This window comes from Novosphingobium sp. BL-A-28-Hi1-0D (assembly GCF_055521755.1).
In genome coordinates this window covers 2492113-2516377 of record NZ_CM145502.1, presented here as the reverse complement: position 1 = coordinate 2516377, position 24265 = coordinate 2492113, and the positions used below count along the sequence as shown (strand labels likewise).

Sequence of the window (24265 nt, the reverse complement as noted above, 5' to 3'; positions counted from 1 at the left end):
ATGGCTCAGCCCTTCTTGAGGTGGCGGCGGCCGAGCAGTTCGGCGATCTGCACCGCGTTGAGGGCCGCACCCTTGCGCAGGTTGTCAGACACGCACCACAGCGAAAGGCCGCTGTCGACGGTCGGATCTTCACGCACGCGCGAGATGAACGTGGCATAGTCACCAACGCATTCGACCGGGGTCACGTATCCGCCGTTCTCGCGCTTGTCGATCAGCATGACGCCGGGAGCTTCGCGCAGGATGTTCTGGGCCTGCTCGGCGCTGATCTCGTCCTCGAACTCGATGTTCACCGCTTCGGAGTGGCCGACGAAAACCGGCACGCGCACGCAGGTCGCGGTCAGCTTGATCTTGGGATCAAGGATCTTCTTGGTCTCGGCAACCATCTTCCACTCTTCCTTGGTGGAACCGTCGTCGAGGAACACGTCAATGTGCGGGATCACGTTGAACGCGATCTGCTTGGTGAACTTCTTGGCTTCGAGCGGATCGCCCACGAAGATCGCGCGGCTCTGCTCGAACAGCTCGTCCATGCCTTCCTTGCCCGCGCCGGAAACCGACTGGTAGGTGGCAACGACGACGCGCTTGATCCTTGCGGCATCGTGGAGCGGCTTCAAGGCCACGACCAGCTGCGCGGTCGAGCAGTTGGGGTTCGCGATGATGTTCTTCTTGGTGTAGCCGTCGATGGCGTCCGGGTTCACCTCAGGCACGATCAGCGGCACGTCCGGGTCCATGCGGTAGAGCGACGAGTTGTCGATCACCACGCAGCCTGCAGCGGCAGCCTTGGGGGCATAGATCTGGGTCGGGCCCGAACCTGCGGCGAAGAGCGCAATGTCCCAGCCGGTGAAGTCGAAGTTCTCGATGTTGCGGACCTTGAGCTTCTTGCCGGTCTCACCAAAATCGATCTCGGTGCCCTGCGAGCGCGGCGAGGCGACTGCCGCGATCTCGTCGCAGGGAAACTCGCGCTCGGCCAGAATGTTGAGCATCTCGCGGCCCACATTCCCCGTCGCGCCGACCACTACAACCCGGTAACCCATTTCCATTCCCTTCCTGCGGCCCGCCCTTCGTTCAGCGGACGGGCCGTGCTCTAGCGGCTGGTTCCGACCAGCCAAGTGTTTTGGGCTTTAGGCCCATGAAGTGAGGCTACTTCCCGCTCCCCGCGCCATTACGGTCAAGGAAGCGGAAAATCGTCTCGTACAAGTGCTGGCTCACCTTCGGGCCGCTGATGCGGTGGGTGTAGCCGGGATAGAGCATCATCTCGAACGGCACCGCCTCGGCCTGCATCTTGGCGATAATCGCGCTGGCGTTCTCGAACACCACGTTGTCATCGGCCATGCCGTGGATGATCAGCAGCGGATCGCTGATCTTGCTCGTTTCGGCCAGCGCGTTCGACTTTTCATAAACCTTTGGCAGCTTGGTCGGGTCGCCAAGATAGCGCTCGGTATAGGTCGTGTCGTACATCTGCCACTTGGTCACCGGCGCCACGGCGATGCCCGCCGCATAGGCGCCCGGATTGGCCTCGAGCATCTTGATCGACATGTATCCGCCATAGGACCAGCCGAAAGTGCTGATCTTGTCAGCATCGACGAACGGCTGCTTCTTAAGCCACATCGCGCCTGCCAGCTGGTCCTCGACCTCGACCGAGCCCATCGCATGATGCAGCGCCGAGGCGAACTTCACGCCACGGTTCTCCGACCCGCGATTATCGATGGCGAAGTAGATGTAACCCTTGTCGACAATCGCCTGCGCCAGCGCACCCTGGAAGCCCTTGCCCACCACCTGCGCGGTCGGCCCGCCATAGTGGTAGGTGAAGACGGGGTACTTCTTGCCGGGCTCCAGCGGCGGCGTGATCATCATGTAGTGCAGCGGGGTACCGTCAGCCGCCGGGATCGTGCCGAACTGTGCAGGGCGATGGCTGGCAAGGTAGGGCGCATAGGGGTGCGCGCCTGCAACCTTGTTCTCCTCGATCCACGCAAGGCGCTTGCCGGTAGTGTCGGCAATGTACGACTGCGCCGGCTGCGCGTCTGACGAGCGCGAGATCATCAGCGTCTGCCCGCTCTTGTCCATGCTCGCGCCGTTGACCCAGCCGAGCTCGGTCAGTCGCGTCAGCTTGCCCGGAGCCTTGAGGTCCATCGCATAGACCTGTTGCGCCAGAACGTCGTCCTTGGTGCCGGTGAGGTAAAGCTTGCCGCCCTTCTCATCGACGCCGACGAGCCCGGTAACGACCCACTCGCCCTTGGTCAGCTGGCTCCACTTGCCCTTGTTGAAGCGATAGAGGTGCCCGAACCCGTCACGCTGAGACCACCAAACCAGACTGCCGTCCGAAAGGAAGCGGTAGCTGTCGGACAGGTCGATCCAGTGCTTGTCCGCTGCCTTCTCGCTGAACAGCACGCTCGACTTGCCGGTCGCGGGATCGACCTTGAGCATGTCGAGCACGGTTTGCTCACGGTTCATCCGCTGGACGTAGAGCGTCTTGCCATCGGGTGCCCAGTCGACGCGGGCGAGGTAGATGTCCTTGTTCGCGCCAAGGTCGACCTGCACCCGGTTCGAACCGTCCGGACCCATGACATAGAGCGAGACTTCGGCATTGGGCGTGCCCGCCGCCGGATAGCGCTGGTCGAAAGTCTTGGTGCCTTCCGCGCCGATCGCCGCGCGCGTAACCACGCCGACCATGCTCTCGTCGAAGCGCTCGACCGCAATGCGGCTTTCATCGGGCGACCACCAGAAGCCGTTGAAGCGGTTCATTTCCTCCTGCGCAACGAACTCGGCCTCGCCCCAATGGACGTCCGCGTTCGTCTCCTCGGGCGTGATCGCTTGCGCCGCCGCGCCCGTCACCGGCCCTGCCCACAAACGCCGGTCACGCACGAAGGCAATGTGCTCCCCCTTGGGCCCGAGCTTCGGCGTCAGTTCCCCGCCCTTGGTGCCCTCAACCTTGCGCACCGAGCCATCGAGACCTGCCAGCAACAGATCGCCGTCCACCGGCACCAGCACCGACTTGCCGTCCGCAGCCCATTCGTAGGACACGATGCCCTTGAGATCGCCGATGCGCTGCCGCTCGCGCTGCATCTTCTCGGCCTCGGTCAACTGGCGACCGGACGAGAGCTTGAGCGAATCCACCAGCATCTTCCACTCGCCGGTCTGGCGGTCGAAGCCCCACAGGTCGTAGCGCTCGCGGTCGTCGGCGCGGTTGCGCAGCAGCGTCAGGTAGCGGCCATCGGGCGAAAGCTTCACCGCGCGCGGTGCCGGACCATTCAGGCTCGGGCTGGCAAAAACGCGCTCGAACGTCAGGTTCTTGGCTTCAGCGGGCGCGGCAGTGGTCATCGGTGATCCCTGTTGGGCAAGCGCGGGCGCGGCGATGATGGTTGAAAGCGCGCAGGCGGCGAGCAGGCGAAAATGACGCATGGGTTTTCGGTATCCTCTGGCCCGGCTTGTCACCGGGGCATGTTTGCGATGCGCCTAGGTGGCCCGAAATGGTTGCGTATGAAAGCAGAAAAGGCGCCCTGGCTCTGAGCCAGGACGCCTTTCTAACACGTTAGCCGTGTCGCGGCGTTTAGTCCCTTGGGCTCAGGCCTTGGTGACCTTGCGCTCAGCAATACGCGCCGATTTGCCGGTGCGGCCACGAAGATAGTAGAGCTTCGCACGACGCACGACACCACGGCGCACCACGGTAATCGAATCGATGTTGGGCGAGTAGAGCGGGAACACGCGCTCCACGCCTTCGCCGAACGAGATCTTGCGAACGGTGAAGTTCGAGCCGAGGCCACGGTTCGAGCGCGCGATGCACACGCCTTCGTAGGCCTGGATACGGGTACGCTCGCCTTCGACGACGCGCACGCCGACGCGGACGGTATCGCCTGCGCGGAAGTCCGGAATTTCCTTCTTCGCCTTGAATTCGGCGATGGCTTCAGCTTCAAGCTGCTGAATCAGGTTCATTTTCAATCGTCCTGCACTTCACGCTGCGCGCCAGAGGCAGACTGGACCCGAACGCCGATGTGGCGCTCCCAAAGGTCCGGCCTGCGTAACCGTGTGTCGATCTCGGACTGTGACTTGCGCCAAGCCGCGATTTTCGCATGATCCCCCGATCGCAGCACTTCAGGGATCGTGCGCCCTTCCCACTCAGCAGGTCGGGTGTAGTGCGGGTATTCAAGGAGGCCGTTCTCGAACGACTCCTCATGCCCGCTAGAAGCCGCGCCCATTACGCCGGGAAGCAGCCGAATGCAAGCGTCGAGCAGCATCAGCGCGGCACATTCGCCGCCGGAAAGCACGATGTCGCCGACCGAGACTTCCTCGACCTCGCGTCCCTCGAAAATCCGCTCGTCAAAACCCTCGAACCGCCCGCACAATACGATCACGCCCGGCCCTTCGGCAAGCTCCCGCACCCGCTCCTGCGTCAGCGGCTTGCCCCGAGGCGTCATTGCGATCACCGGGCAGCCGGGGTGCGCTTCCCGCGCATGGTCGATGGCTTTGGAAAGCACATCCACCCGCAACACCATCCCCGCCCCTCCGCCTGCCGGCGTGTCGTCGACGGTCTTGTGCTTGTCGATGGCAAAGTCGCGGATCTGCACCGCATCCATCGCCCACGTCCCCTCCCGCAACGCGCGCCCCGCAAGGCTGACGCCCAGCGGACCGGGAAACATCTCAGGGTAGAGGGTGAGGACTGTGGCGGCGAAGGTCATGGTTCCAGCCAATGGCCTGCTTCGATCACTTTCGCAATGTGCCCCAGCTCCAGCCGCTCGTAGGGGCTGGGGTCGAAAAGCCGCCCCCGGATCGGCCATGTGATCAAGCGCCAGACCAGCCAGAATGGAGCCAATGGGGATATGCCTTCATCGAGCAAAGCGAAACGCTGCCAAGGCCATTGCCACACTTGATCGCCAAACTCCTGCGCGAGTGCTTCGGCAAGGTCTTCGACGTCACCACCGGATATGCCGATATCCTGATCAATCGCAGACGCAAAAGTCAGTCGATCCCGCCGCACACCTGTCTGTTCAGCGACAATCTCCATGACCCGGTCCAAAGTCGAGGACATCAAACCGTCCAGTTCTCAACCACCAACCCCGGCACATCCCGGAAGTCCGCTTCGTTGTCCGTCACCACGATCAACCCGTGCGACAGTGCATGCGCCGCGATCAGCCGGTCATAGCTCGCGCGCTTGAACGGGAGTTCTGCATAAGCCTGCGCCGCCTTGAAATCGAAGTCCAGCACCGGCACTTCCTCCACGAACGCCCTAAGCTGCTCAGTCGCAGGTGGCTTTTCGTTCGCCGATCCAAAGGCGACCTCGGCGTAACAGATCGCCGACGTCACCATCTCGCCCGCCTCGCATTGCGAAGCACGCGCATAGATGCCCGCATCCTGATTCATGACCAGCGCGATGATGATGTTGCTGTCGAGCAGGTATTTCACTGCCCGTCCTTTGAAGGATCACGGCTGCGCAACGGGCGATCTTCGAAGACCCGATCCTCGCGCCGGATCGGCTTGAGGCTCGTCGCAGAGCCCGCAACCTTGGCAATGTTGAACATCCGCTTGGGCTGCTCGACAGGCTCGTAGGAAAGGAACTGCCCATCCTCGACCAAAAGGTCCATCTCCATTCCGGCGGAAAGCTTGGTGCCAGCCGGGATGCGGACGGCAAGAGAATTACCCGACCTGAACACCTTGGTGCGGTGACGCTGCTTCTCGATGGTTTTCAGCCAAGGGGCAGAACCAAACACCCGCATGTTGAATTTCTTGCGTTCTTCGCGAACCTTGCCGTCTTCCGCCATCACGGCCTCCGTATATACGCAATGTATATACTACTCCGCCCAGCCCGCCTCAATCACAATCCGCTCGTCGGTCCATTCCGGAACCGCTTGCGGCTTCATCGGCACCATGAAGGTCTTGCCGTCGGCCTTGCGGATTTCGATCACGTCGCCCGCGCCGAAGTTCTCGACGCCGACGCATTCGCCAAGCGCTTCGCCCTCGGTCGATACCGCAGGCAGGCCGAGCAGGTCGGCGTGGTAATATTCGCCCTCGGCCAGTGGAGGGAGCGAGGAGCGGGGCACTGTCAATGCCGTGCCGCGCAGCTTTTCCGCCGCCGTGCGATCGGTAACTTCGGCAAAGCGGGCAATCGCACCGCCTTTGCCGTCATCGCGCATCGACGTGACGGTAAGCGCTGAATCGTTGAAGGCGCGGTAGCGCTTCAACGCGCCCGCGCCTTCACCAAACAGCTTCAAGCGGACCTCGCCCGCCACTCCATGCGCGCCGATGATGGCGGCGAGGGTGACGGGCCTATCCCGCATGACGCCGCGCAAGATCAGGCTTCCGTCTGCTCTTCAGCAGCAGCTTCGACAGCCGGAGCTTCTTCAGCCGGAGCAGCCGATGCGGCAGCAGCAGCTTCAGCGGCTTCACGAGCCTTCTCGGCCCTTTCCTCGGCGCGCTCCTGAGCCTTCTTGCCGGGGACGCCAGCCTTCGGGTTCAGCGTAACCTTGCGCTCCTTGATGCCGGCCTTGTCGAGCAGGCGGGCAACGCGGTCGGTCGGCTGTGCACCAACGCCGAGCCAGTAGCGCACGCGGTCTTCGACCAGACGGACGCGGTTTTCATCGTCCTTGGCGAGCAGCGGGTTGTAGGTGCCAACCTGCTCCAGGTACTTGCCGTCGCGCGGGGCGCGGCTGTTGGAGACGACGACCTTGTAGTACGGGCGCTTCTTCGAGCCACCACGCGAAAGACGAAGAGAAACAGACATTTGATCAACCTTTCAGCGAAATTGTATTAATCGGTAAACTTCAGGAAATTCAGCGCTTCTTGAGCAGGTCGCCAAAGTTGCCGGGGAGCCCCCCGGAACCGAGGCCGGGCAGTCCGCCCCCGCCCATGCCGCCCCCAAGACCACCGAGGCCTCCGGGCCCCATCTGCTGGTCGAGGCCCGGCATGGCGGCACCAAGGCCACCCTTGCCGAACAGCGCGCCCAGCCCCTTGAGGCCGCCCATCTTCTTGATCTGCTTCATGGCCTTGGCCATTTCCTGATGCATCTTCAGAAGCTTGTTGACGTCCTGCACTTGCGTGCCCGAGCCCTTGGCCACGCGGATCTTGCGCTTGGCGTTGAGCAGCTCGGGCTTCTCGCGCTCCTTGGGCGTCATCGAACCGATGATCGCGTCCATGCGCAGCAGCACCTTGTCGTCCATTCCGGACTGCGCCATCGCCGCCTTGGCCTTCTTCATGCCGGGCATCATGCCCGCCAGAACACCAAGACCGCCCATGTTCTGCATCTGCCGCAGCTGGGTGCGAAGGTCGTTCATGTCGAACTGACCCTTCGACATGCGCTGCGCCAGCTTCTCGGCATCTTCGGCGTCAATCGTTGCCGCCGCCTTCTCGACGATGGAGACGATGTCGCCCATGCCGAGGATGCGGCCGGCCACGCGTTCCGGGTGGAACGGTTCGATCGCGTCGAGCTTTTCGCCGGTGCCCGCAAACTTGATCGGCTTGCCGGTCACCGCGCGCATCGACAGCGCCGCACCACCGCGCGCATCGCCGTCCATGCGGGTCAGCACGACGCCGGTAAGATCAACCTCGCCCGAGAACGACTGCGCGACGTTGACCGCGTCCTGACCCGTCAGCGAGTCAACGACGAGCAGCGTTTCGCGCGGGACCGAGACGGCGGCAACCGCCTTCATCTCGTCCATCAGCGACTGGTCGACGTGGAGACGGCCTGCTGTGTCGAGCAGCAGCACGTCGACCGCCTGCAGCTTGGCGGCATTCACCGCGCGCGTGGCAATGTCGACCGGCATCTGGCCGGCGATGATCGGCAGCGTGGCAACGCCCGCCTGCTCACCCAGCACCTTGAGCTGTTCCTGCGCTGCCGGACGGTTTACGTCCAGCGAAGCCATCAGGACCTTCTTGCCCTGCTTCTCTTTCAGCAGCTTGGCGATCTTGGCGGTGCTGGTCGTCTTGCCCGAGCCCTGCAGGCCGACCATCATGATCACGACCGGCGGCGCGGCATTAAGGTCAAGCTCAGCGGTGCCGCCGCCGAGCATCTCGACCAGCGCATCGTTGACGATCTTGACGACCTGCTGGCCGGGAGTAACCGACTTCAGGACCGACTGGCCGACGGCCTGTTCGGAAACGGAATCGATGAAACGGCGAACAACGGGCAGCGCAACGTCGGCTTCGAGCAGCGCGATGCGCACTTCACGCATGGCCGCAAGGACGTCTTCCTCACGTAGCGCGCCGCGGCCGCGCAGGCGATCGAAAACGCCTCCAAGCCGGTCTGACAGACTATCGAACACGCGTCGTTCCCATCACCATGCCCTTGATCGCATGCCATTTTCGCGAAACGCGAAAAACGCCGGTGGGCGAAACCTCGCCGACCAGCGTGTGGCATCCTGAACAGGGGCCGTTGTTGAATCCGCAAGACGCAAAGGCGCTTGCAGGGGCGGCCCATAGCCTTGCTTGCGCCCGAAGGCAAGCGGATTGGCCCGGCCCCATGCCAGACCATGCTGCCGGACGCCCGGAACACCGCGAGGTTAAGGACGGCCTTAACCAAAACTTCAGGACGTTCCCCTACCTCTAGCACCGTAGGGCCAAAGGCACGTCCGACAGGGACCGGTCTGCGGCGCGGAGGAAGGCGAAAGCAGGGGTATGGCGACAGCGCCGCTAAACGCAGGACCAGCAGGTCCGGGACCACTCACGAGCGAGGGGACAGACCCGTCGGGCCATCGCAACCCCCACGATTTCGTGGGGCTCGGCATCATCGTTGCCGCGGTTCTGCTGTTCGTCGCCAACGGTTCCTCCGTGCTGCACGATTTTCTGCAGGCACTCGCCACCGGCACGCGTCCGCGCGAACCGATGCTTGGCACCGCGTTGGTCCTCAACATCGCACTGCTGTTGTTTGGCTGGCGCCGCTACGTCGATCTGACACGCGAGGTCGATCAGCGTCGCGAGGCCGAAGAGACTGCCCACAAGCTCGCCCACACCGATCCGCTGACCGGCTGCCTCAACCGCCGCAGCATCGGCCCTGCCCTGCAGGACATGATCCAGGCGGCCCGCACCACCGGTCACGAGGTCGTGGCGATGATGATGGACCTCGACAACTTCAAGCGCTCGAACGACGTCCACGGCCATCAGGCGGGCGACGCCGTGTTGCTCCACACCGCCGAACGCATCCGCGCGATCCTGCCCGAACGCTCGATCATGGCGCGTCTCGGCGGCGACGAGTTCGCCTTCGCCGCGATTTACGATCCCGACCATGCCGAAGCGATCGACCGGCTGATGATCCGGCTCAACGCTGCCATAGCCCGCCCCGTCGATGTCGAGGGCATGTCGCTTGAAGTGACAGCGTCGATCGGACTTGCCAACACGACGCCTGGCGATCAGGCAATCCTTGCCGAAACGCTGCTGCACCGCGCCGACCTTGCCATGTACCAGGCCAAGAAGGCCGGACGGAACCGCTATTGCTGGTTTGAGCAGAACATGGAAAGCGAACTGCGCTTCCGCAGCGAACTGGAACGCGGCATCCGCGAGGGGATTCCGCGGGGCGAGTTCGTCCCCTATTACGAAAAGCAGATCGATCTCGATACCGGCGAACTGGCGGGCTTCGAAATGCTGGCCCGCTGGAAAAGCCCAAAGCATGGCCTGCTCAGCCCCGAACTGTTCATCCCGATTGCCGAGGAGATCGGCTTGATCTCGGAGCTTTCGGAAAACCTCATCCGTCAGGCCCTGCGCGATGCGCGCGAGTGGGACCCGAAGCTCACGCTTTCGGTAAACATCTCGCCGCTTCAGTTGCGCGATCCGTGGTTTGCGCAGAAGCTGCTCAAGCTGCTGGTGGAAGCCAACTTCCCCCCGCACCGCCTCGACATCGAGATCACCGAGACCTGCCTGCACGAGAACATCGGCGTGGTTCGCACGCTGATCACCAGCCTCAAGAACCAGGGCATCCGCATCAGCCTCGACGATTTCGGCACGGGCTATTCAAGCCTCGCGCAATTGCGCACCCTGCCGTTCGACCAGATCAAGATCGACCGCTTCTTCGTGTCGAATCTCGGCAAGAACAAGGACAGCGCGACGATCATCGAGGCGATCTCCTCGCTCGGCAAGGGCATGGATCTGCCGATCACCGCCGAGGGAATCGAGACGCCGGAGGTTCTGGACGAGCTGGGCAAATATGGCTCGTTCAAGGGGCAGGGCTTCCTCTATGGCCAGCCCGCCGATGCCGACGCAGTCCGCGCCCTGCTCGCCGACAGCAAAATGCTGCCCTCGGCTCCGGAAGTCGAAGCCACGGAAGAGACACCTCGCTCGGCAACAGCCTGAATTCGGCTCTTTGCATTGCCATGAAGCGCACGAATCCCTAAGTCGCGCGCCATGCGCATTTCCTTCCGCAAGATGCACGGCCTCGGCAACGATTTCGTCGTGATCGACGCCCGCGAGGCGCCGGTTCCCATGACCACGCGGCGCGCTACCGCACTGGCCGACCGCCGCACCGGCATCGGCTGTGATCAGCTGATCGTGCTCGAACCGTCTGATGTCGCGAATGTGCGGATGCGGATCTTCAACAATGATGGCAGCGAGGTCGAAGCCTGCGGCAATGCCAGCCGCGCTGTTGGACTTCTCCTTGGCGGCACCCAGAGCATCGAGACGCTCGGTGGCCTCATTCGCTCCGAAGCGGGTGTGGAAGGGGTGTCGGTCGATATGGGTTCGCCCCGCTTTGGCTGGCAAGAGATACCCCTGAGTTATGCCATGGATACCCTGGAGTTGCCGGTTGGCTGGGAAGAGTTGGAGAATCCCGTCGGCGTCAATGTCGGCAACCCTCACGCGGTATTTTTCGTGCCGGATGCCGATGCCGTCGACCTCGAAAGACTGGGTCCAAGTATTGAAAATGACCCGGTTTTTCCCGAACGCGTGAACGTCAACGTCGCCAGTATTGTCGGCCCGGACCACCTCAAGCTGCGCGTATGGGAGCGCGGCGCAGGCCTGACGCGGGCTTGCGGCACCGGAGCATGTGCCACTGCCGTCGCCGCCATGCGTCGCAAGCTGACCGGCCGCAAGGTCCGGGTGGACCTGCCCGGCGGACCGCTGACGATTGCCTGGCCCAAAGGCGGCACCATCGAGATGACCGGCCCTGCCGCGCTGAGCTTTGAGGGATCGTTCGAGGACGCCGACTTCCCGGCATGAGCGGTCCCATCGTCTCTCTGGGCTGCCGCCTCAACATTGCGGAAAGCGAGGCGATACGCGGGTTTCTCGCCGATGGTCCGCCGACGGTCGTGGTCAATTCCTGCGCGGTGACGGCAGAAGCCGTGCGCCAGTCGCGCCGTGCGGTGCGGCGGCTGCGGCGCGAAAATCCCGATGCGCGTCTGGTGGTTACGGGCTGCGCGGCAACGATTGAACAGGACGCCTTTGCCGCGATGGCCGAGGTCGATGCAGTGGTGCCCAATGCCGACAAGCTGAAACCGGCAGCCTGGCATACAAGCGATGGCAGGAAGCCGGTCATTTGCACCGAGACGAGCAAGCATACCCGCGCTTTCATCCCGGTGCAGAACGGCTGCGATCATGCCTGCACGTTCTGTATCATCCCGCAAGGCCGCGGCAGCAGCGCTTCACTTGCCGTGGCTGACGTGATCGAGGCCATCGCCCGGCATGACGGCGTCGGCGAAGTCGTGCTGACGGGCGTGGACGTCACCTCGTGGGGGGCGGACCTGCCGGGCGAGCCGCGCCTTGGCGATCTGGTTTCGGCGATCCTGAACGCCTTCCCCGCCCTGCCCCGCCTGCGCCTGTCCTCGCTCGACGGGGTGGAAATCGACCCGCTGCTGTTCGACCTGATCACCACCGAACGACGCTTGATGCCGCACGTCCACCTCTCGCTGCAATCGGGCAGCGACATGATCCTCAAGCGGATGAAGCGGCGGCATTCTCGCGAGCAGGCGATCAGGCTGGTTCGGAGAATGAAGGCGATGCGGCCCGAGATTGCCATTGGCGCAGACCTGATCGCGGGTTTTCCAACCGAAACTCCCGAAATGCATGCCGACAACGTCTCGATCGTGCGCGAGTGCGGCGTGGTCCACGGCCATGTGTTTCCCTACTCACCCCGCCCCGGCACGCCAGCGGCGCGAATGCCGCAAGTCGAGCCGGTGATCGTGCGCGAGCGGGCCGCCGAGGTGCGCGCTGCCGCTGCCGATGAACGTGCCCGCTGGCTCGCCTCGTTGCTCGGGCATCCGGCACAGGTGCTTGCCGAGCGCGACGGAACCGGCCATGCGGGACACTTTGCAAGCTATCGCGTTCCGCAAGGCACTCCGGTGGGCAGCCTTGTCATGGTGACGCCGACAAAGATCGTTGAAGGAATACTGGAATGAGTGGCGAAAGCTGGTCCGATCGAATCCTCGGGGGCTTCCGCAAGACGTCCGAGCGGCTCGCCGAGAACCTCGGCGGCATAGTCGGTGCCTCGCGCCTGACCGAGGCGCAGCTTGACGATATCGAAGATGCGCTGATCCTTTCGGACCTCGGCCCGCGTGCAGCAGGGCGCATCCGCGAACGACTGAAGGGCGCACGGTTCGAGAACGGCGTGGACGAGCAGGGCTTGAAGGAAGCCGTCGCCGAGGAAATCGCTGCGATCCTGCGCCCCGTGGCCAAGCCGCTCGAGATCGTCGCCTTCCCGCGCCCGCAAGTGATCCTCGTGATCGGCGTGAACGGATCGGGAAAGACCACGACCATCGCCAAGCTGGCCCACCTGTTCCAGGAGCAGGACTACGGCGTCATGCTGGCAGCGGGCGACACCTTCCGCGCGGCTGCCATCGGCCAGCTCAAGGTGTGGGCCGAGCGGCTTGGCGTGCCGATCGTGACCGGGCCGGAAGGGGGCGACCCTGCGGCCATCGTGTTCGATGCGGTGAAGACCGCGACCGACACCGGCATCGATACGCTGATCGTCGATACCGCAGGACGCCTGCAGAACAAGCGCGAGCTGATGGACGAGCTGGCCAAGGTGCGCCGCGTGCTTGGCCGCCTGAACCCCGAAGCGCCGCATGACGTGGTGCTGGTGCTCGATGCCACCAACGGGCAGAATGCGCTGCAGCAGATCGAGATCTTCAAGGAGGTGGCGGGCGTGACCGGGCTTATCATGAGCAAGCTGGACGGCACCGCGCGCGGCGGCGTTCTGGTTGCAGCAGCAGAGCAGTACGGGTTGCCGATCCACGCCATCGGTGTGGGCGAAAAGATCGACGACCTGCGGCCCTTCGACCCCGACCTCGTCGCCAAGGTCATCGCGGGAGTGTTCCGGTGAGCGAAGTCCAGAAGAAGTCCGAGACGAAGCCAAAGTCCTCCTGGGTCAACCTGCTGGTGGACTACGGCCCGCTGCTCGTGTTCTTCCTCGCCTATCGCCATTTCAAGCGCGATGGTGGCGATGCGGGGCTTGCCGAAGTGGTGGCGGTGACCAAGGGCACGGCGGCGTTCATGGTCGCGACCGTCGCGGCGCTGATCATCTCGAAGCTGCGCCTTGGCAAGATCTCGCCGATGCTCTGGCTGTCGACGGTGCTGATCCTCGGATTTGGCACGCTGACGGTCCTGCTGGGCGATCCGTTCTGGATCCAGGTCAAGCCGACCGCGATCTACCTGCTGTTTGCCGCAGTCCTGTTTGCCGGGCTCGCCCGAGGCAAAGCGATGCTGCGCTATCTGCTGGAAGCCGCGTTCGACGGACTGGACGAGCAGGGCTGGCTCAAACTTTCGCGCAACTGGGCGTTCTTCTTCCTGTTCCTCGCCGCTCTCAACGAAGTGCTGCGCTACTTCTTCAACACGCAGAACGGCAATTTTGAAATCTGGCTTCAGGCCAAGCTCTGGGGCGTCACCACCCTGTCCTTCCTGTTCACTTTCGCGCAGATTCCGATGCTGATGAAGCACGGGCTTGCGGTCGAGGCCGAAACCGACGTCGAGCAGAACCCGCCGCACGATTGAACGTCCTGCCGACGCCAGCACTCTGCCTGCCCCTAATTTCGTGTGACATTTGCATCACAGCGCCTAATATGTGCGCCAACCGTGGGGGCATGGTCGTGCTCCCGCCATACGACGGTTGCACCATAAGGGGGAAATCTCATGGCCAAGTTCTTTGGCAATCTTCATCTCGTACTTGTCGTCGGCCTCGTCGCAGCCATTGCAGTGATGGTGGGCTACGGGGAGTTCGTTCCGCTCGATGCAAACTCGGTGCTGCGCTGGCTCCACACGTTCTTCGGCATCCTCTGGATCGGTCTGCTTTATTACCTGAACTTCGTCCAGGTGCCGTCCATGCCCAAGATCCCCGCCGAGCAGAAGGGCGCGATCACCGGGCATATCGCACCGAAGGTCTTCTTCTTCTTCCGCTACGCCGCGCTGCTGACCGTGCTCACCGGCCTCGCGATCTCGATCGTCAACGGCTATGGCCATGCTGCCCTCACTTTCTCGGGTGAAGGCAACGTGAACCTGATCGGCCTTGGCATGTGGCTGGCGATCATCATGGCGTTCAACGTGTGGTTCATCATCTGGCCCGCCCAGAAGAAGATTCTCGGCATCGTCGAAGCTTCGGCTGAAGAGAAGGCTGCTGCCGCTCCGCGCGCCCTTGCCGCCAGCCGCACGAACCTGCTGCTGTCGCTGCCGATGCTCTATTGCATGGTGAGCGCAAACCTCGGCTGATCCCTGCGATCAAGCGAGCCTGAAAAGGGCGCGGCGTCTGGTGACGCTGTGCCTTTTTCTTTGCCCCAGCGAGCCGCTGCACACGCAAAAGCCGCAGCGGGATAACAATGCGCTTTCGTGCGTTACCCCTTCGACCCGCCTTGCGGGTGCTACACGATAAGGGGAGTTTTCCACCACATGCGCAAGTTCACGCTTTTCGCCGCTGCTGCGGCCACTGCGCTCACGCTTTCGGCCTGCTCTGAAAAGACGCAGGATTCGGCCGCCACGACTGCGGAATCCGCTGGTAACGACGTGGCTAATGCTGCCGATCAGGCCGCCGCTGCAACCGACGAACTCGGCAGCAAGGCAGCCGCAGCCGTGGATGACGCTGCTGCCAAGACTGACGAAATGGCCGACAAGGCTGCAGCCAAGACCAAGCAGGAAGCGGCTGAAGCCGAAGCCAGCCTGCACAACGAATCCGTCGCGGAAGCCAAGAAGGACTGACGTGACGAACGCCGGGGCGGCCATGCCGCTCCGGCTTTTCCCTAGGCCGTAAACTCATAAAGCGCACCATCGAGGCGCCAGAATGGCGAACATATCCGGCCGAAAGGTCCGCCGCAGGGGCTGGTTGCCCCTGTAAGGGCGTTTCAATTCGAGATGGAAGCCATTCTGGCGTCCCTTCGGGATTTGACCAAAACGGCCATCTGCTGCGTCAGTCGGGCTTGAAATATCGACATATTCCTGCGCCCTCCTTCCTTGCACCTGGCCGTTTTGCCTCAAACCTCGATGGTGCCCTTTATGAGTTTACGGCCTAGAACAAGGCCGAAAGCTTCTCGATCAGATTGGCCGAGATATAGGGCTTTCCCAGGATCGGACGATCCGCGAACGGCGGCTCTACAGAACCATATCCCGTGGCAATGACGAACGGGATGCCCCGCTCGGCAAGTGCTTCGGCCAGCGGCGTTCCCGGCTCGCCAGCGAGGTTCCAGTCCAGCACTGCGGCATCGACGCCGCCTTCAGCGATCATGACCAGACCCTCGGCGACACGTCCGACAGGTCCGAGCGGCACCGCGCCATTGTCTTCAAGTGTATCGCACAGCATGGCAGCGACGATGAATTCGTCCTCGACCACCAGAATGCGCTTGCCGTCGATCATTGTGCCATCCTGTCCTGCGGAACCGCGATCTGGCATCGCAGCCCCCTGGCGTCGTACTCGAGATTGACACGTCCGCCGAGCTGACGTGGCACCGCTTCTGTCAGCAGACGTGAACCAAAGCCTTTTCGCGAAGGCGGCGTTACCACGGGTCCACCGCTCTCCACCCAATCAAATTCGACCATGCCGTCGTCCCGCACGGACCATCGCACGGAAACGCGTCCGGCGAGGCCCGACAGCGCGCCGTACTTCATCGCGTTGGTCGCAAGCTCATGCAGCACCATGACAAGCGAGACCGTGGCGCTTGCCGGCATGACGACGTCGGGTCCCGCAATATCCACACGCAAGTCATCCGGGCCACAGATGAGCAGCCCCTGCCGCACGATATCGGAAAGGCATGCGCCTGCCCAATTCGTCCGGCTCAGCGCATCGTGGGCACCAGACAGGGCCGAGAGCCGATTGGTGAAGGTCGAGACCTTCCGATCTGGTGCGTCTGCGCTGCGGAACGTCTGATGCGCCATGGCCTGCACCACCATGAGCGTGTTTTTTACCCGATGATTGAGTTCCCCGACCAGCAGTTCAAGCCGTTCTTCCAGCTGCTTGCGTTCAGTGATGTCGATCCCGGTGGACTGTGCGACCGACCATGCGCCTTCGTAATCAAATTCCAGCGCATGATTTCGCCACAGCATCCAGCGAGTGCCGCTGGCGGTCTCGAACCGGTTCTCGATAGTGAGTTCGGGCTGTTCGGGCGTGAGATGCCGGAGCATCTCGCGAACGTGTTCCTGATCCTCGCCACTGACGAAGTCCCACAGGTTTCGCCCAGTCAGGTCCTGGGGCTCATGCTCCAGCGTGCGGGCATAGGCGCGATTGACGAACAGGATCGTACCATCCGCCCTGAACCGGCAGACCGTTTCCAGCTGTGCATCAAGGATTTCGCGCAGCAGCGCGCTATCGGACATTCCTGCGCCCCTGTTGGCCCGAGTTAACGATAGCTAACGGATTTACGCAGAAATCCAAGGGGCTGAAGGCAAAAGCACGACGAAGCGAGTAGCTGAACGCAGGCGTCAGATCTTCAACTGGCTGCCCAGTTCGACGACACGGTTGGTCGGCAAGCGGAAGAACTCCATCGCGCTGGCGGCATTGCGCAGCATCCAGGCAAACAGCTTCTCGCGCCACAGCGCCATGCCCGGCTTGTCGGACGGAATGAGCGTCTGGCGTGAGAGGAAGAAGCTGGTCTTCATCATGTTGAACGGCTCACCGCACATGCTTACGCCCTGAAGCGCGGCAGGAACGTCGGTCTCCTCAAGGAAACCGAAGCGCAGGGTCAATCGGTAGAAGCCGTTGCCGAAGTCCTTCACCGAATAGCGCTCCTCGGGATCGACGTAGGGAACGTCCTCGATCGAGACGGTCAGGATCACCACGCGTTCGTGCAGGACTTTGTTGTGCTTGATGTTGTGCAGCAGCGCCGAGGGCACGCCTGCGGCGGTCGAGGCCATGAAGATCGCCGTTCCGGAAACACGGGCAGCGCTGGAGTGGGCAGACTTGGTGAAGACCTCGAGCGGGATCGTGCCTTCGGCCATGTTCTCGCGCATCAGCGCACGTCCGCGCGACCAGGTGGTCAGCAGCGTGAAGATTGCCACGCCCATGACCAGCGGCACCCAGCCGCCATCGGGGATCTTGGTCATGTTCGCGCCGAGGTAGGCCCCGTCGATCGTGAAGAACAGCGCGAGCATGGCAATGGCCACCGGCGCCTTCCACTGCCACAGTTTGAACAGCACGACGGCGAGCAGGAAGTTGTCGATCAGCATGGCCCCTGTCACCGCGATGCCATAGGCGGCGGTGAGGTTGGACGAGCGCTGGAACACCAGCACCAGCAGGATCACCGCAATCATCAGCGCCCAGTTGATCACCGGGATGTAGATCTGGCCCGCCGCCGTGGAGGTGTGCTTGATCGTCATGCGCGGAATGAAGCCGAGCTGGATCGCCTGCTGCGTCACCGAGAACGCGCCGGAGATCACGGCCTGCGAGGCAATGACCGCCGCGCATGAGGCGATGAACAGCAGCGGCCACTGGAACCACTCAGGCGCCAGGTAATAGAACGGGCTCTCGAGCGCGGCCGGATTGCGGATCAAGAGCGAGGCCTGTCCGAGGTAGTTCAGCACCAGCGCCGGCAGCACGAAGACCAGCCACGAGATGCGGATGGGGCTGCGTCCGAAGTGGCCCATGTCCGCGTAGAGCGCCTCTGCACCCGTCACCGCCAGCACGGCCGCACCCATGGCAAGAAAGCCCCGGTAGGGGTCGGCGAAAAACATGGTCACGGCATGATGCGGGCTCAGCGCGCTTATCACTTGCGGATATTGCGCAATGCTCAGGGCGCCGAGCACGGCGATCGTGCCGAAATAGAGCAGCATGATCGGGCCGAAGAAGGTGGCGACCTTTTCGGTGCCGCGGCTCTGGATGAAGAACAGGCCGATAAGAATGCCGACGACGAGCGGCACGATCAGCGGATGCAGGTCGGGCCGGTAGACTGCGACACCTTCGATGGCGCCCATCACCGAAACCGCCGGGGTGATCATGGAATCACCGTAGAACAGAGCGGTTGCAAACACCCCGAGAAGGATGATGCCCTTGCCCCAGCGCTTGCCGTCGGTGTGCTGGTTGATCAGCGCGAGCAGCGCGAGGCTGCCGCCCTCGCCCTTGTTGTCGGCGCGCATGATGATCGAGACGTACTTGAACGTCACGATGATCATCATCGACCAGAACATCAGGCTGATGATGCCGTAGATGTGCAGCAGGTCGAGTGGAAGCTTGTGATGCCCGGCGAACGTATCGCGCAAGGCGTAAAGCGGGCTGGTGCCGATATCGCCGAAGACGACGCCGATGGCGCCGACCGCCAGCTTCATCAGCGAACCGTGAGAATGTCCCCCGTGGGCATGGCCTGCCGGATGGGTAACGGCATGCGCAGGCGCAGCCGCGCTGGTACGTTCCGCATCGCTAACGGCATCACTCATGGCAACGGTGCCCCCGGCCTCAAAGCCTCGAACGCTTGCGCCGGAACGGCGGAAACGGCGCGGCGCTTTAGCACTGCCCCAATGGCCCTGCAATGGGCTGGGATGCGCATCTGCCGGTACCTAACGAACGGCAGGGAACGACGTTCCTCGCGCCATATTTTGCAAGATTATTCAGCTGCTTGGCCAGATGGCGCAGGTTCTTCCGGCGGGGTCGGAACGGGGGCACCGGCAGTGCCGGCTCCGGAGCTTTGGGCGATGATCGAATCGATCCGCTGGATTCGCTCCACCAGATCCGCGCGATAGGGCGCATCGTCAGGCGAACGGCGCAGGAGTTCAGCCCACATCGCGCGCGCATCGGCCAGGCGACCAGATTGTGCGAGTGCAAGCCCCATGAAGAAGGGCGGACCGGGATGGTCGGGCGCGATCGTCGCCGCCTTCTGGAAAGCGAACTGCGCCGCAGGCGTGATCAGGCCATCGCTATGGCCGACCAGTGCGTTGCCAAGGGATACCCAGAGGTCCGGGTCCTTGGGAAACTGCTGGGTCGCCTTGCGCAGGACTTCTGCGGCGGCACCGTACTGTCCTTGCCGGGCAAGCCCATCGGCGAGGATCAGCCAGTTCTGGCCTTGGGCGAACTGGTCGCCCATCTGCTGGCGTTGCTTGACCAGTGCCTCGTCAGCGGCGCGCTTGTTTTCGACCGGGGCCTTGGGGGCGCCGGGTTGTGCGGGAGAGCCCTGCAAAGCGTAGCCTGCAATACCGACGAGCAGCGCAGCGCCCGAAAGCTCCCACGCTGCACGCGGCATCTTGAGCGCGAAGGCGAGCAGGCCGAAGACCGCTGCGGCGATCAGGAGGACGACAACCCAGGTCATTCGGGCTTCTCCGACTTGGCAGCTTTGCGGAAACGCCCGCGCAGCAAGATGGCTGCCAGCAGGAGGATCACCAGCGGCGCAGCAAACAGCGGCCACATGATCGGCTTGTTCTGGGGGGCGTAGCTCACGTAATCGCCATAGCGCTCGATCAGCCAGGCGCGGATCGCCTCGGGGTCCTCACCCGCCTTGATCCGGGTGCGGACCTGATGGCGCATGTCACCGGCCATCGGCGCGTCCGAATCGGAGATCGCCTGGCTCTGGCACTTGAGGCAGCGCAGTGTTTCCATCAGCGCTTGCGCCTTGGCTTCCTGAGCCGGGTCTTCCAGCTGCTTGTAGGCATAAGGTGCGGGCGGCAGCAGATCCTGCGCGGCAATTGGCGCTGCGAACATGACGGCGATGGCCAAGAGCAACCGCATCGTCATTCCCGCGAAGGCGGGAATCCAGCGACCAGCGCGCTGAAATGGATTCCCGCCTTCGCGGGAATGACGAATAATGTCGAGCAAGAGGCGCATCACTGCCCTGCCTCCTTCAGCTTCTCGAGGATCAGCGGCATGTCTTCTTCCCGGATCTCGCCGATGTGCTGGTAGCGGATCACGCCCTTGCCATCGATCACGAAGGTCTCGGGCACGCCCGAAGAGCCGATGGATAGCTGGACCTGCGAGAGGTCATCCTTGCCGATACGCGTGAAGGGATTGCCATTGGTGGCAAGGAATCGCGCGACATCTTCTCGGCGGTCACGGATGGCGACCCCATCTATCTCAACACCCTGCTTGGCGAGTGAGGCCAGTTGGGGGCTTTCGATCGCGCAAGGCACGCACCAGCTGGCGAAGACGTTGAGCAGCTTTGGCTTGCCCACTGCAAAATCGGTGGTGGCAAGGCCCGGGCGATCTTCGACGGCCGCTTCGAGAGCGAACTGCGGCAGCGGCTTGCCGATGAAGGCACTGGCCACTTCCCGATCAGCCGGACGGACAAGGCCCCAGATGACGAGCGCGAAGAACCCGCCGAACAGGATCAGCGGCAGCCAGATCGCAAGGCCGGGACGTTTCGGGGCAGGTTCGCTCACTTGAGCTGCTCCAGACGCGATTTGCGGTAGGCGAGCTTGTCGAACACGCGCAGGCGCTTGATGTCCTTGGCAACGCGGCCGAGCAGCGCCAGAAGGCCGCCGAACGCGACAAGCAGACCTCCGAGCCACAGCAGCGGAACGAAGGGCTTCCACCAGAAGCGCATCTGCCAGCGGCCATCATCGCCTTCGTTGCCCAGCACTGCATAGAGCTGGCCATTCCAGCGGGTGTGCAGCGCGGATTCGGTACGTTCACCCGGCGGCGAGGAGAAGGTGCGTGCCTGCGGGTGCAGCGTGACCGGCTCTCCGCCCTTGTAGGACGCGGTGACGGTTGCTTCGAGCGCCGTCCAGTTCGGCCCGGCGACAGGCTCGATGCTGAGCAGCCTGACCTCGATCGGCCCAACGTTCTGCGTGTCGCCCACGTTCATTGCGGCGAGGCGCTCGGTCGAAAACGCGCTCTCGCTGGCCGCGCCGAGCAGCGCAACGGCGATGCCGAAGTGGCTGATCACCATGCCCCAGACGTTGATCGGGGTGCGACGCAGGTTGCGACCGCGCAGCGGGAACCAGCTCGCCACGCCGAGGCCGATACCTACCGCGATGCCCAGCATCGGCAGCAGGCGGATGCCCGGCGCGAAGACGACGACCGCGAGCAGCACGAGCGCCGCCAGCAGAGCGGGAACCGCAACCGTGGCGGTGATGCGCCCCGGATTATCCTTGCGCCAACGCAGCAGCGGACCGACCGTCATCACCATCATCATCGGGATCGCAAAGATCGCCGAGACAGGGTTGAAGTACGGCGGCCCCACCGAAACCTTGGCGCCGAACGCCTCGGTCAGCAGCGGATAGAGCGTGCCGAGCAGGACGATGCCAAGGATGCCGCAGAGCATCACGTTGTTGAACACAAGGCTTGCCTCGCGGCTGACAGGGCTGAATCGCTCGCCCTCGGTCACCGTTGAGGCGCGGATGCCGAACAGCGCCAAGGCTCCGCCGATATAGATCGCTAGCAGCGCCAGAATGAACGAGCCGCGCTCCGGATCGACGGCGAAAGCATGGACCGAGGTTAGGATGCCCGAGCGGACGAGGAACGTACCGACCATCGACATCGAGAAAGCAATCACGCCAAGCATTACCGTCCACGCGCGCAGGGCGTTGCGGCTTGCCAGCACTGAGACCGAATGCAGCAGGGCGGTTGCTGCCAGCCACGGCATCAGCGAGGCGTTCTCGACCGGATCCCAGAACCACCAGCCGCCCCAGCCGAGCGTGTAGTAAGCCCAATAAGACCCTGCGGTGATCCCGACCGTAAGAAAGACCCACGCGCCCAGCACCCAAGGCCGCATAGCGCGGGCGAAGGCTGGCCCAACGTCACGCGTGACCAGCGCGCCGATGGCAAAGCTGAATGCGACCGAAAGGCCGACATAGCCGACGTAGAGCGTGGGCGGATGGAAGGCGAGGCCGATGTCCTGCAGCAGCGGGTTGAGGCCCATGCCATCTGGCGCAGGTTCGGGCAGACGCTCGAACGGGTTCGAGGACAGCAACAGGAAGGCATAGAAGCCAAGGCTGACGAAGGCCTGCCCTGCGAGCGTGGCGATCAGCGTATCCTCGCGAAGGCGCTTTTCCACCAGCGCGACGATTCCGCCCGAGACCGCCATGATCGTCACCCACAGCAGCATCGAGCCTTCATGGTTGCCCCATGTGCCCGCGAGCTTGAAGATGAAGGGCTTCATCGAATGGCTGTTGGCCGCGACGAGCTTGACGGACAGGTCAGTCTCAAGAAACAGGTCGATCAGCGCGAGGAACGACACCGCAACCAGTGCGCCCTGCATCACCGCAAGCGGACGAACCACGCCTGCCAGTTGCTTGCCACCTGGACGAAGCGCCGAAATGCCGGCAAAGAGCTGCAGCAGCGCAAGAGCTGCGGCCATCCACAGGACGGCAAGGCCAATTTCAGCGATCATTTGGTTTCGGCCACCACTTCCTTGGCCTGTGCGGCGGTCATGTCGCCCATCTGGCGGGGAACGTACTTCTCGTCGTGCTTGGCGAGGAGATTGTCGGCCACGAAAGTTACACCCTCCATGCGCCCTTCAGCGACGACACCCGAGCCTTCGACGAAGAGATCGGGCGTGATGCCGGTGTAGCGGACGGGCACGCGAGCCTTGCCATCTCCGACGACGAAATCGATCGTTACCCCATCAGCGCGGGTCTTGAGCGAGCCCTTCTCGACCATACCGCCAAGGCGGATGGCGCGGCCTTGCTCAGGCCGGTCCTTCACAAGATCGGATGGTACGTAGAAGTAGCTGGCCTGATTGGACAGGGCATAGGCTGCGAGCAGCCCTGCCCCCACCAGCGCAACCAGCGCGATGACCAGCAGCACAAGGCGCTGGTGCTTGGGCTTGATGCCGCCGGAAGTACTGCTGCTCACTTGCCTCTCACCTTATCCCGGCGACGCTCTGCCCGCACCATGGCGGCAAGCGTCCAGCCGACCAGCAGCAGCGTGCCGATCACGCCGATCGCCAGGGCTGCTGCCACGTAATCCCACTGTTCAAGACCTTCGCGCATGCCTGCCTTATGCCATTGCTTTGCGGCGCAGACGCGCCTCGGCCTGAATCTCGGCCAGAAGAGTGCGCATGCGCGCGAGAATCACACCGCCGAAGATGAGGCTGAAACCCAGCGCAGCGATCAGCAATGGCCACAGGAAGGTGCCGTCGATCGACGACTTGCCCGCCGTGATCGATGGCGGCTGATGCAGGCTGTTCCACCAGACCACGGAGCGATTGATGATCGGAATGTTGATCGCACCGACCAGCCCGAAGATCGCGGTGATCCGGCTGCCGCCCCCGCCGCCTGCCATGTCGCGTTGCGCAGCGCCAGAAAGAGCAATGTAGCCGAGATAGAGGAACAGGAGGATCAGGAAGCTGGTCAGCCGTCCGTCCCAGACCCACCAAGTGCCCCACGTCGGCCGGGCCCAGATCGAGCCAGTGGCAAGGCAGATGGCGGTGAAGGTGGCTCCGGGCACCGCCGCTGCGCGTCCGGCAATGGCCGCAAGCGGGTGGCGCCATACCAGTTCGACAAGGCTCGCGATGGCGATCGTCGACCAGCCGGCCATACCCAGCCAGGCGGCAGGCACGTGGATGAACAGGATGCGCACCGTCTCGCCCATCAACCGGTCAGGCGGAACAACGAGCACGCCGTAAAGCACGGCGCCCATCGAAAGCAGCAGGCCGGAGACCAGCAAAAGCGGCATCATCCAGCGGGCAAGGCGCAGGAAACGGGCGGGATTGGCAAAACCGTGCATGGGCGCGGGGCAATCTTATCCTTCTCCCGGCGACCCCCGCCGCCGGTCCGCCCATGCTCTGCCACTTGGCGCGCAAAGGGGCAAGCGCAATGGCTGCGACCGACACCAAAAGGCTAGAGCCCGGAAGGCAACCGGGGACAGCGAATTGTCTGAATTGTCAGGAGAGAATGGGGCGACCGAGGGGGTTCGAACCCCCGACCTCCGGTACCACAAACCGGCGCTCTAACCAGCTGAGCTACGGTCGCCACATTGCTGCGCAAGAACATCCTGCGCGGGCAGGCCCCTTTGCAGAAAGGCGCA

27 protein-coding genes and 1 tRNA gene are annotated in these 24265 nt (G+C 63.3%); 7 read left to right on the top strand and 21 right to left on the bottom strand.

Annotated features, from left to right (window positions below):
- Positions 1-5: 5 nt before the first annotated feature.
- The 10 genes from ACZ1JW_RS12415 to ffh all read right to left on the bottom strand — a co-directional run bounded on the left by ACZ1JW_RS12415 (position 6) and on the right by ffh (position 8246).
- On the bottom strand, positions 6-1031 hold the full coding sequence (locus ACZ1JW_RS12415) for an aspartate-semialdehyde dehydrogenase (protein ID WP_465140757.1): 1026 nt from the start codon (positions 1029-1031) through the stop codon (positions 6-8).
- 106 nt (positions 1032-1137) lie between these two features.
- Positions 1138-3396, bottom strand: coding sequence for a S9 family peptidase (locus ACZ1JW_RS12410; RefSeq protein WP_465140756.1), 2259 nt, complete (start codon positions 3394-3396; stop codon positions 1138-1140).
- Between the two features lie 162 nt (positions 3397-3558).
- Complete coding sequence (rplS, locus tag ACZ1JW_RS12405) at positions 3559-3927, bottom strand: 50S ribosomal protein L19 (protein WP_465123255.1); 369 nt, start codon at positions 3925-3927, stop codon at positions 3559-3561.
- Positions 3928-3929: 2 nt separating this feature from the next.
- Complete coding sequence (trmD, locus tag ACZ1JW_RS12400) at positions 3930-4670, bottom strand: tRNA (guanosine(37)-N1)-methyltransferase TrmD (RefSeq protein WP_465140755.1); 741 nt, start codon at positions 4668-4670, stop codon at positions 3930-3932.
- Positions 4667-5008: an acyl carrier protein gene (locus ACZ1JW_RS12395; RefSeq protein ID WP_465140754.1), complete on the bottom strand. Its 342-nt coding sequence runs from the start codon at positions 5006-5008 to the stop codon at positions 4667-4669. Before ACZ1JW_RS12395 ends, trmD begins: the two co-directional genes overlap by 4 nt.
- 11 nt (positions 5009-5019) lie before the next feature.
- Positions 5020-5394, bottom strand: a complete 375-nt coding sequence (locus ACZ1JW_RS12390; RefSeq protein WP_465140753.1) for a PIN domain-containing protein — start codon at positions 5392-5394, stop codon at positions 5020-5022.
- Positions 5391-5750, bottom strand: coding sequence for an AbrB/MazE/SpoVT family DNA-binding domain-containing protein (locus tag ACZ1JW_RS12385; RefSeq protein ID WP_465126385.1), 360 nt, complete (start codon positions 5748-5750; stop codon positions 5391-5393). Before ACZ1JW_RS12385 ends, ACZ1JW_RS12390 begins: the two co-directional genes overlap by 4 nt.
- Positions 5751-5780: 30 nt before the next feature.
- Positions 5781-6266, bottom strand: a complete 486-nt coding sequence (gene rimM / locus ACZ1JW_RS12380; RefSeq protein ID WP_465140752.1) for a ribosome maturation factor RimM — start codon at positions 6264-6266, stop codon at positions 5781-5783.
- Positions 6267-6280: 14 nt separating this feature from the next.
- Positions 6281-6709, bottom strand: coding sequence for a 30S ribosomal protein S16 (gene rpsP, locus ACZ1JW_RS12375; protein WP_465140751.1), 429 nt, complete (start codon positions 6707-6709; stop codon positions 6281-6283).
- A gap of 49 nt (positions 6710-6758) precedes the next feature.
- Positions 6759-8246 carry a signal recognition particle protein gene (gene ffh, locus ACZ1JW_RS12370; RefSeq protein WP_465140750.1) on the bottom strand — a complete coding sequence of 496 codons (1488 nt, stop codon included), beginning with the start codon at positions 8244-8246 and terminating at the stop codon, positions 6759-6761.
- A gap of 352 nt (positions 8247-8598) precedes the next feature.
- Between ffh and ACZ1JW_RS12365 the strand changes: the two genes are divergently transcribed.
- The 7 genes from ACZ1JW_RS12365 (at position 8599) to ACZ1JW_RS12335 (ending at position 15087) form a co-directional block, all read left to right on the top strand.
- Entirely contained in the window at positions 8599-10266 is a 1668-nt protein-coding gene (locus ACZ1JW_RS12365) for a putative bifunctional diguanylate cyclase/phosphodiesterase (RefSeq protein ID WP_465140749.1), read from the top strand.
- A gap of 51 nt (positions 10267-10317) precedes the next feature.
- On the top strand, positions 10318-11127 hold the full coding sequence (gene dapF / locus ACZ1JW_RS12360; protein WP_465140748.1) for a diaminopimelate epimerase: 810 nt from the start codon (positions 10318-10320) through the stop codon (positions 11125-11127).
- A complete protein-coding gene (locus ACZ1JW_RS12355; RefSeq protein ID WP_465140747.1) occupies positions 11124-12302 on the top strand; it encodes a MiaB/RimO family radical SAM methylthiotransferase in 1179 nt (392 codons plus the stop codon). Before dapF ends, ACZ1JW_RS12355 begins: the two co-directional genes overlap by 4 nt.
- A complete protein-coding gene (ftsY, locus tag ACZ1JW_RS12350) occupies positions 12299-13225 on the top strand; it encodes a signal recognition particle-docking protein FtsY (protein ID WP_465140746.1) in 927 nt (308 codons plus the stop codon). Before ACZ1JW_RS12355 ends, ftsY begins: the two co-directional genes overlap by 4 nt.
- The gene (locus ACZ1JW_RS12345) at positions 13222-13893 is read left to right on the top strand and encodes an inner membrane-spanning protein YciB (RefSeq protein ID WP_465123266.1); all 672 of its coding nucleotides are present in this window, start codon (positions 13222-13224) and stop codon (positions 13891-13893) included. The genes ftsY and ACZ1JW_RS12345 overlap by 4 nt, the downstream gene beginning before the upstream one ends.
- A gap of 138 nt (positions 13894-14031) precedes the next feature.
- Positions 14032-14604 (top strand): urate hydroxylase PuuD, encoded by a 573-nt coding sequence (locus tag ACZ1JW_RS12340; protein WP_465140745.1) that lies wholly within the window; start codon positions 14032-14034, stop codon positions 14602-14604.
- Positions 14605-14781: 177 nt separating this feature from the next.
- Positions 14782-15087, top strand: coding sequence for a hypothetical protein (locus ACZ1JW_RS12335; protein ID WP_465140744.1), 306 nt, complete (start codon positions 14782-14784; stop codon positions 15085-15087).
- A gap of 307 nt (positions 15088-15394) precedes the next feature.
- On the opposite strand, the gene ACZ1JW_RS12330 is transcribed toward ACZ1JW_RS12335, so the two are convergent.
- From ACZ1JW_RS12330 to ACZ1JW_RS12280, 11 genes are all read right to left on the bottom strand, one after another.
- Positions 15395-15739 (bottom strand): response regulator, encoded by a 345-nt coding sequence (locus ACZ1JW_RS12330; protein WP_465123269.1) that lies wholly within the window; start codon positions 15737-15739, stop codon positions 15395-15397.
- Complete coding sequence (locus tag ACZ1JW_RS12325) at positions 15736-16695, bottom strand: sensor histidine kinase (RefSeq protein WP_465123270.1); 960 nt, start codon at positions 16693-16695, stop codon at positions 15736-15738. The genes ACZ1JW_RS12330 and ACZ1JW_RS12325 overlap by 4 nt, the downstream gene beginning before the upstream one ends.
- A gap of 105 nt (positions 16696-16800) precedes the next feature.
- The gene (locus tag ACZ1JW_RS12320) at positions 16801-18747 is read right to left on the bottom strand and encodes a potassium transporter Kup (protein ID WP_465123271.1); all 1947 of its coding nucleotides are present in this window, start codon (positions 18745-18747) and stop codon (positions 16801-16803) included.
- A 167-nt stretch (positions 18748-18914) separates the two neighbouring features.
- Positions 18915-19613 (bottom strand): tetratricopeptide repeat protein, encoded by a 699-nt coding sequence (locus ACZ1JW_RS12315; protein WP_465140743.1) that lies wholly within the window; start codon positions 19611-19613, stop codon positions 18915-18917.
- Positions 19610-20029, bottom strand: a complete 420-nt coding sequence (locus ACZ1JW_RS12310) for a cytochrome c-type biogenesis protein (protein WP_465126386.1) — start codon at positions 20027-20029, stop codon at positions 19610-19612. Before ACZ1JW_RS12310 ends, ACZ1JW_RS12315 begins: the two co-directional genes overlap by 4 nt.
- 95 nt (positions 20030-20124) lie before the next feature.
- Complete coding sequence (locus tag ACZ1JW_RS12305) at positions 20125-20676, bottom strand: DsbE family thiol:disulfide interchange protein (RefSeq protein WP_465123273.1); 552 nt, start codon at positions 20674-20676, stop codon at positions 20125-20127.
- Positions 20673-22628 (bottom strand): heme lyase CcmF/NrfE family subunit, encoded by a 1956-nt coding sequence (locus ACZ1JW_RS12300; RefSeq protein WP_465140742.1) that lies wholly within the window; start codon positions 22626-22628, stop codon positions 20673-20675. The genes ACZ1JW_RS12305 and ACZ1JW_RS12300 overlap by 4 nt, the downstream gene beginning before the upstream one ends.
- Positions 22625-23092 carry a cytochrome c maturation protein CcmE gene (gene ccmE, locus ACZ1JW_RS12295; protein ID WP_465140741.1) on the bottom strand — a complete coding sequence of 156 codons (468 nt, stop codon included), beginning with the start codon at positions 23090-23092 and terminating at the stop codon, positions 22625-22627. The genes ACZ1JW_RS12300 and ccmE overlap by 4 nt, the downstream gene beginning before the upstream one ends.
- Positions 23089-23229: a hypothetical protein gene (locus tag ACZ1JW_RS12290; RefSeq protein ID WP_465123276.1), complete on the bottom strand. Its 141-nt coding sequence runs from the start codon at positions 23227-23229 to the stop codon at positions 23089-23091. The genes ccmE and ACZ1JW_RS12290 overlap by 4 nt, the downstream gene beginning before the upstream one ends.
- Before the next feature lie 7 nt (positions 23230-23236).
- Positions 23237-23965, bottom strand: a complete 729-nt coding sequence (gene ccmC / locus ACZ1JW_RS12285; protein WP_465123277.1) for a heme ABC transporter permease CcmC — start codon at positions 23963-23965, stop codon at positions 23237-23239.
- Between the two features lie 168 nt (positions 23966-24133).
- Positions 24134-24210 (bottom strand) — tRNA-His (locus ACZ1JW_RS12280).
- Positions 24211-24265 lie beyond the last annotated feature (55 nt).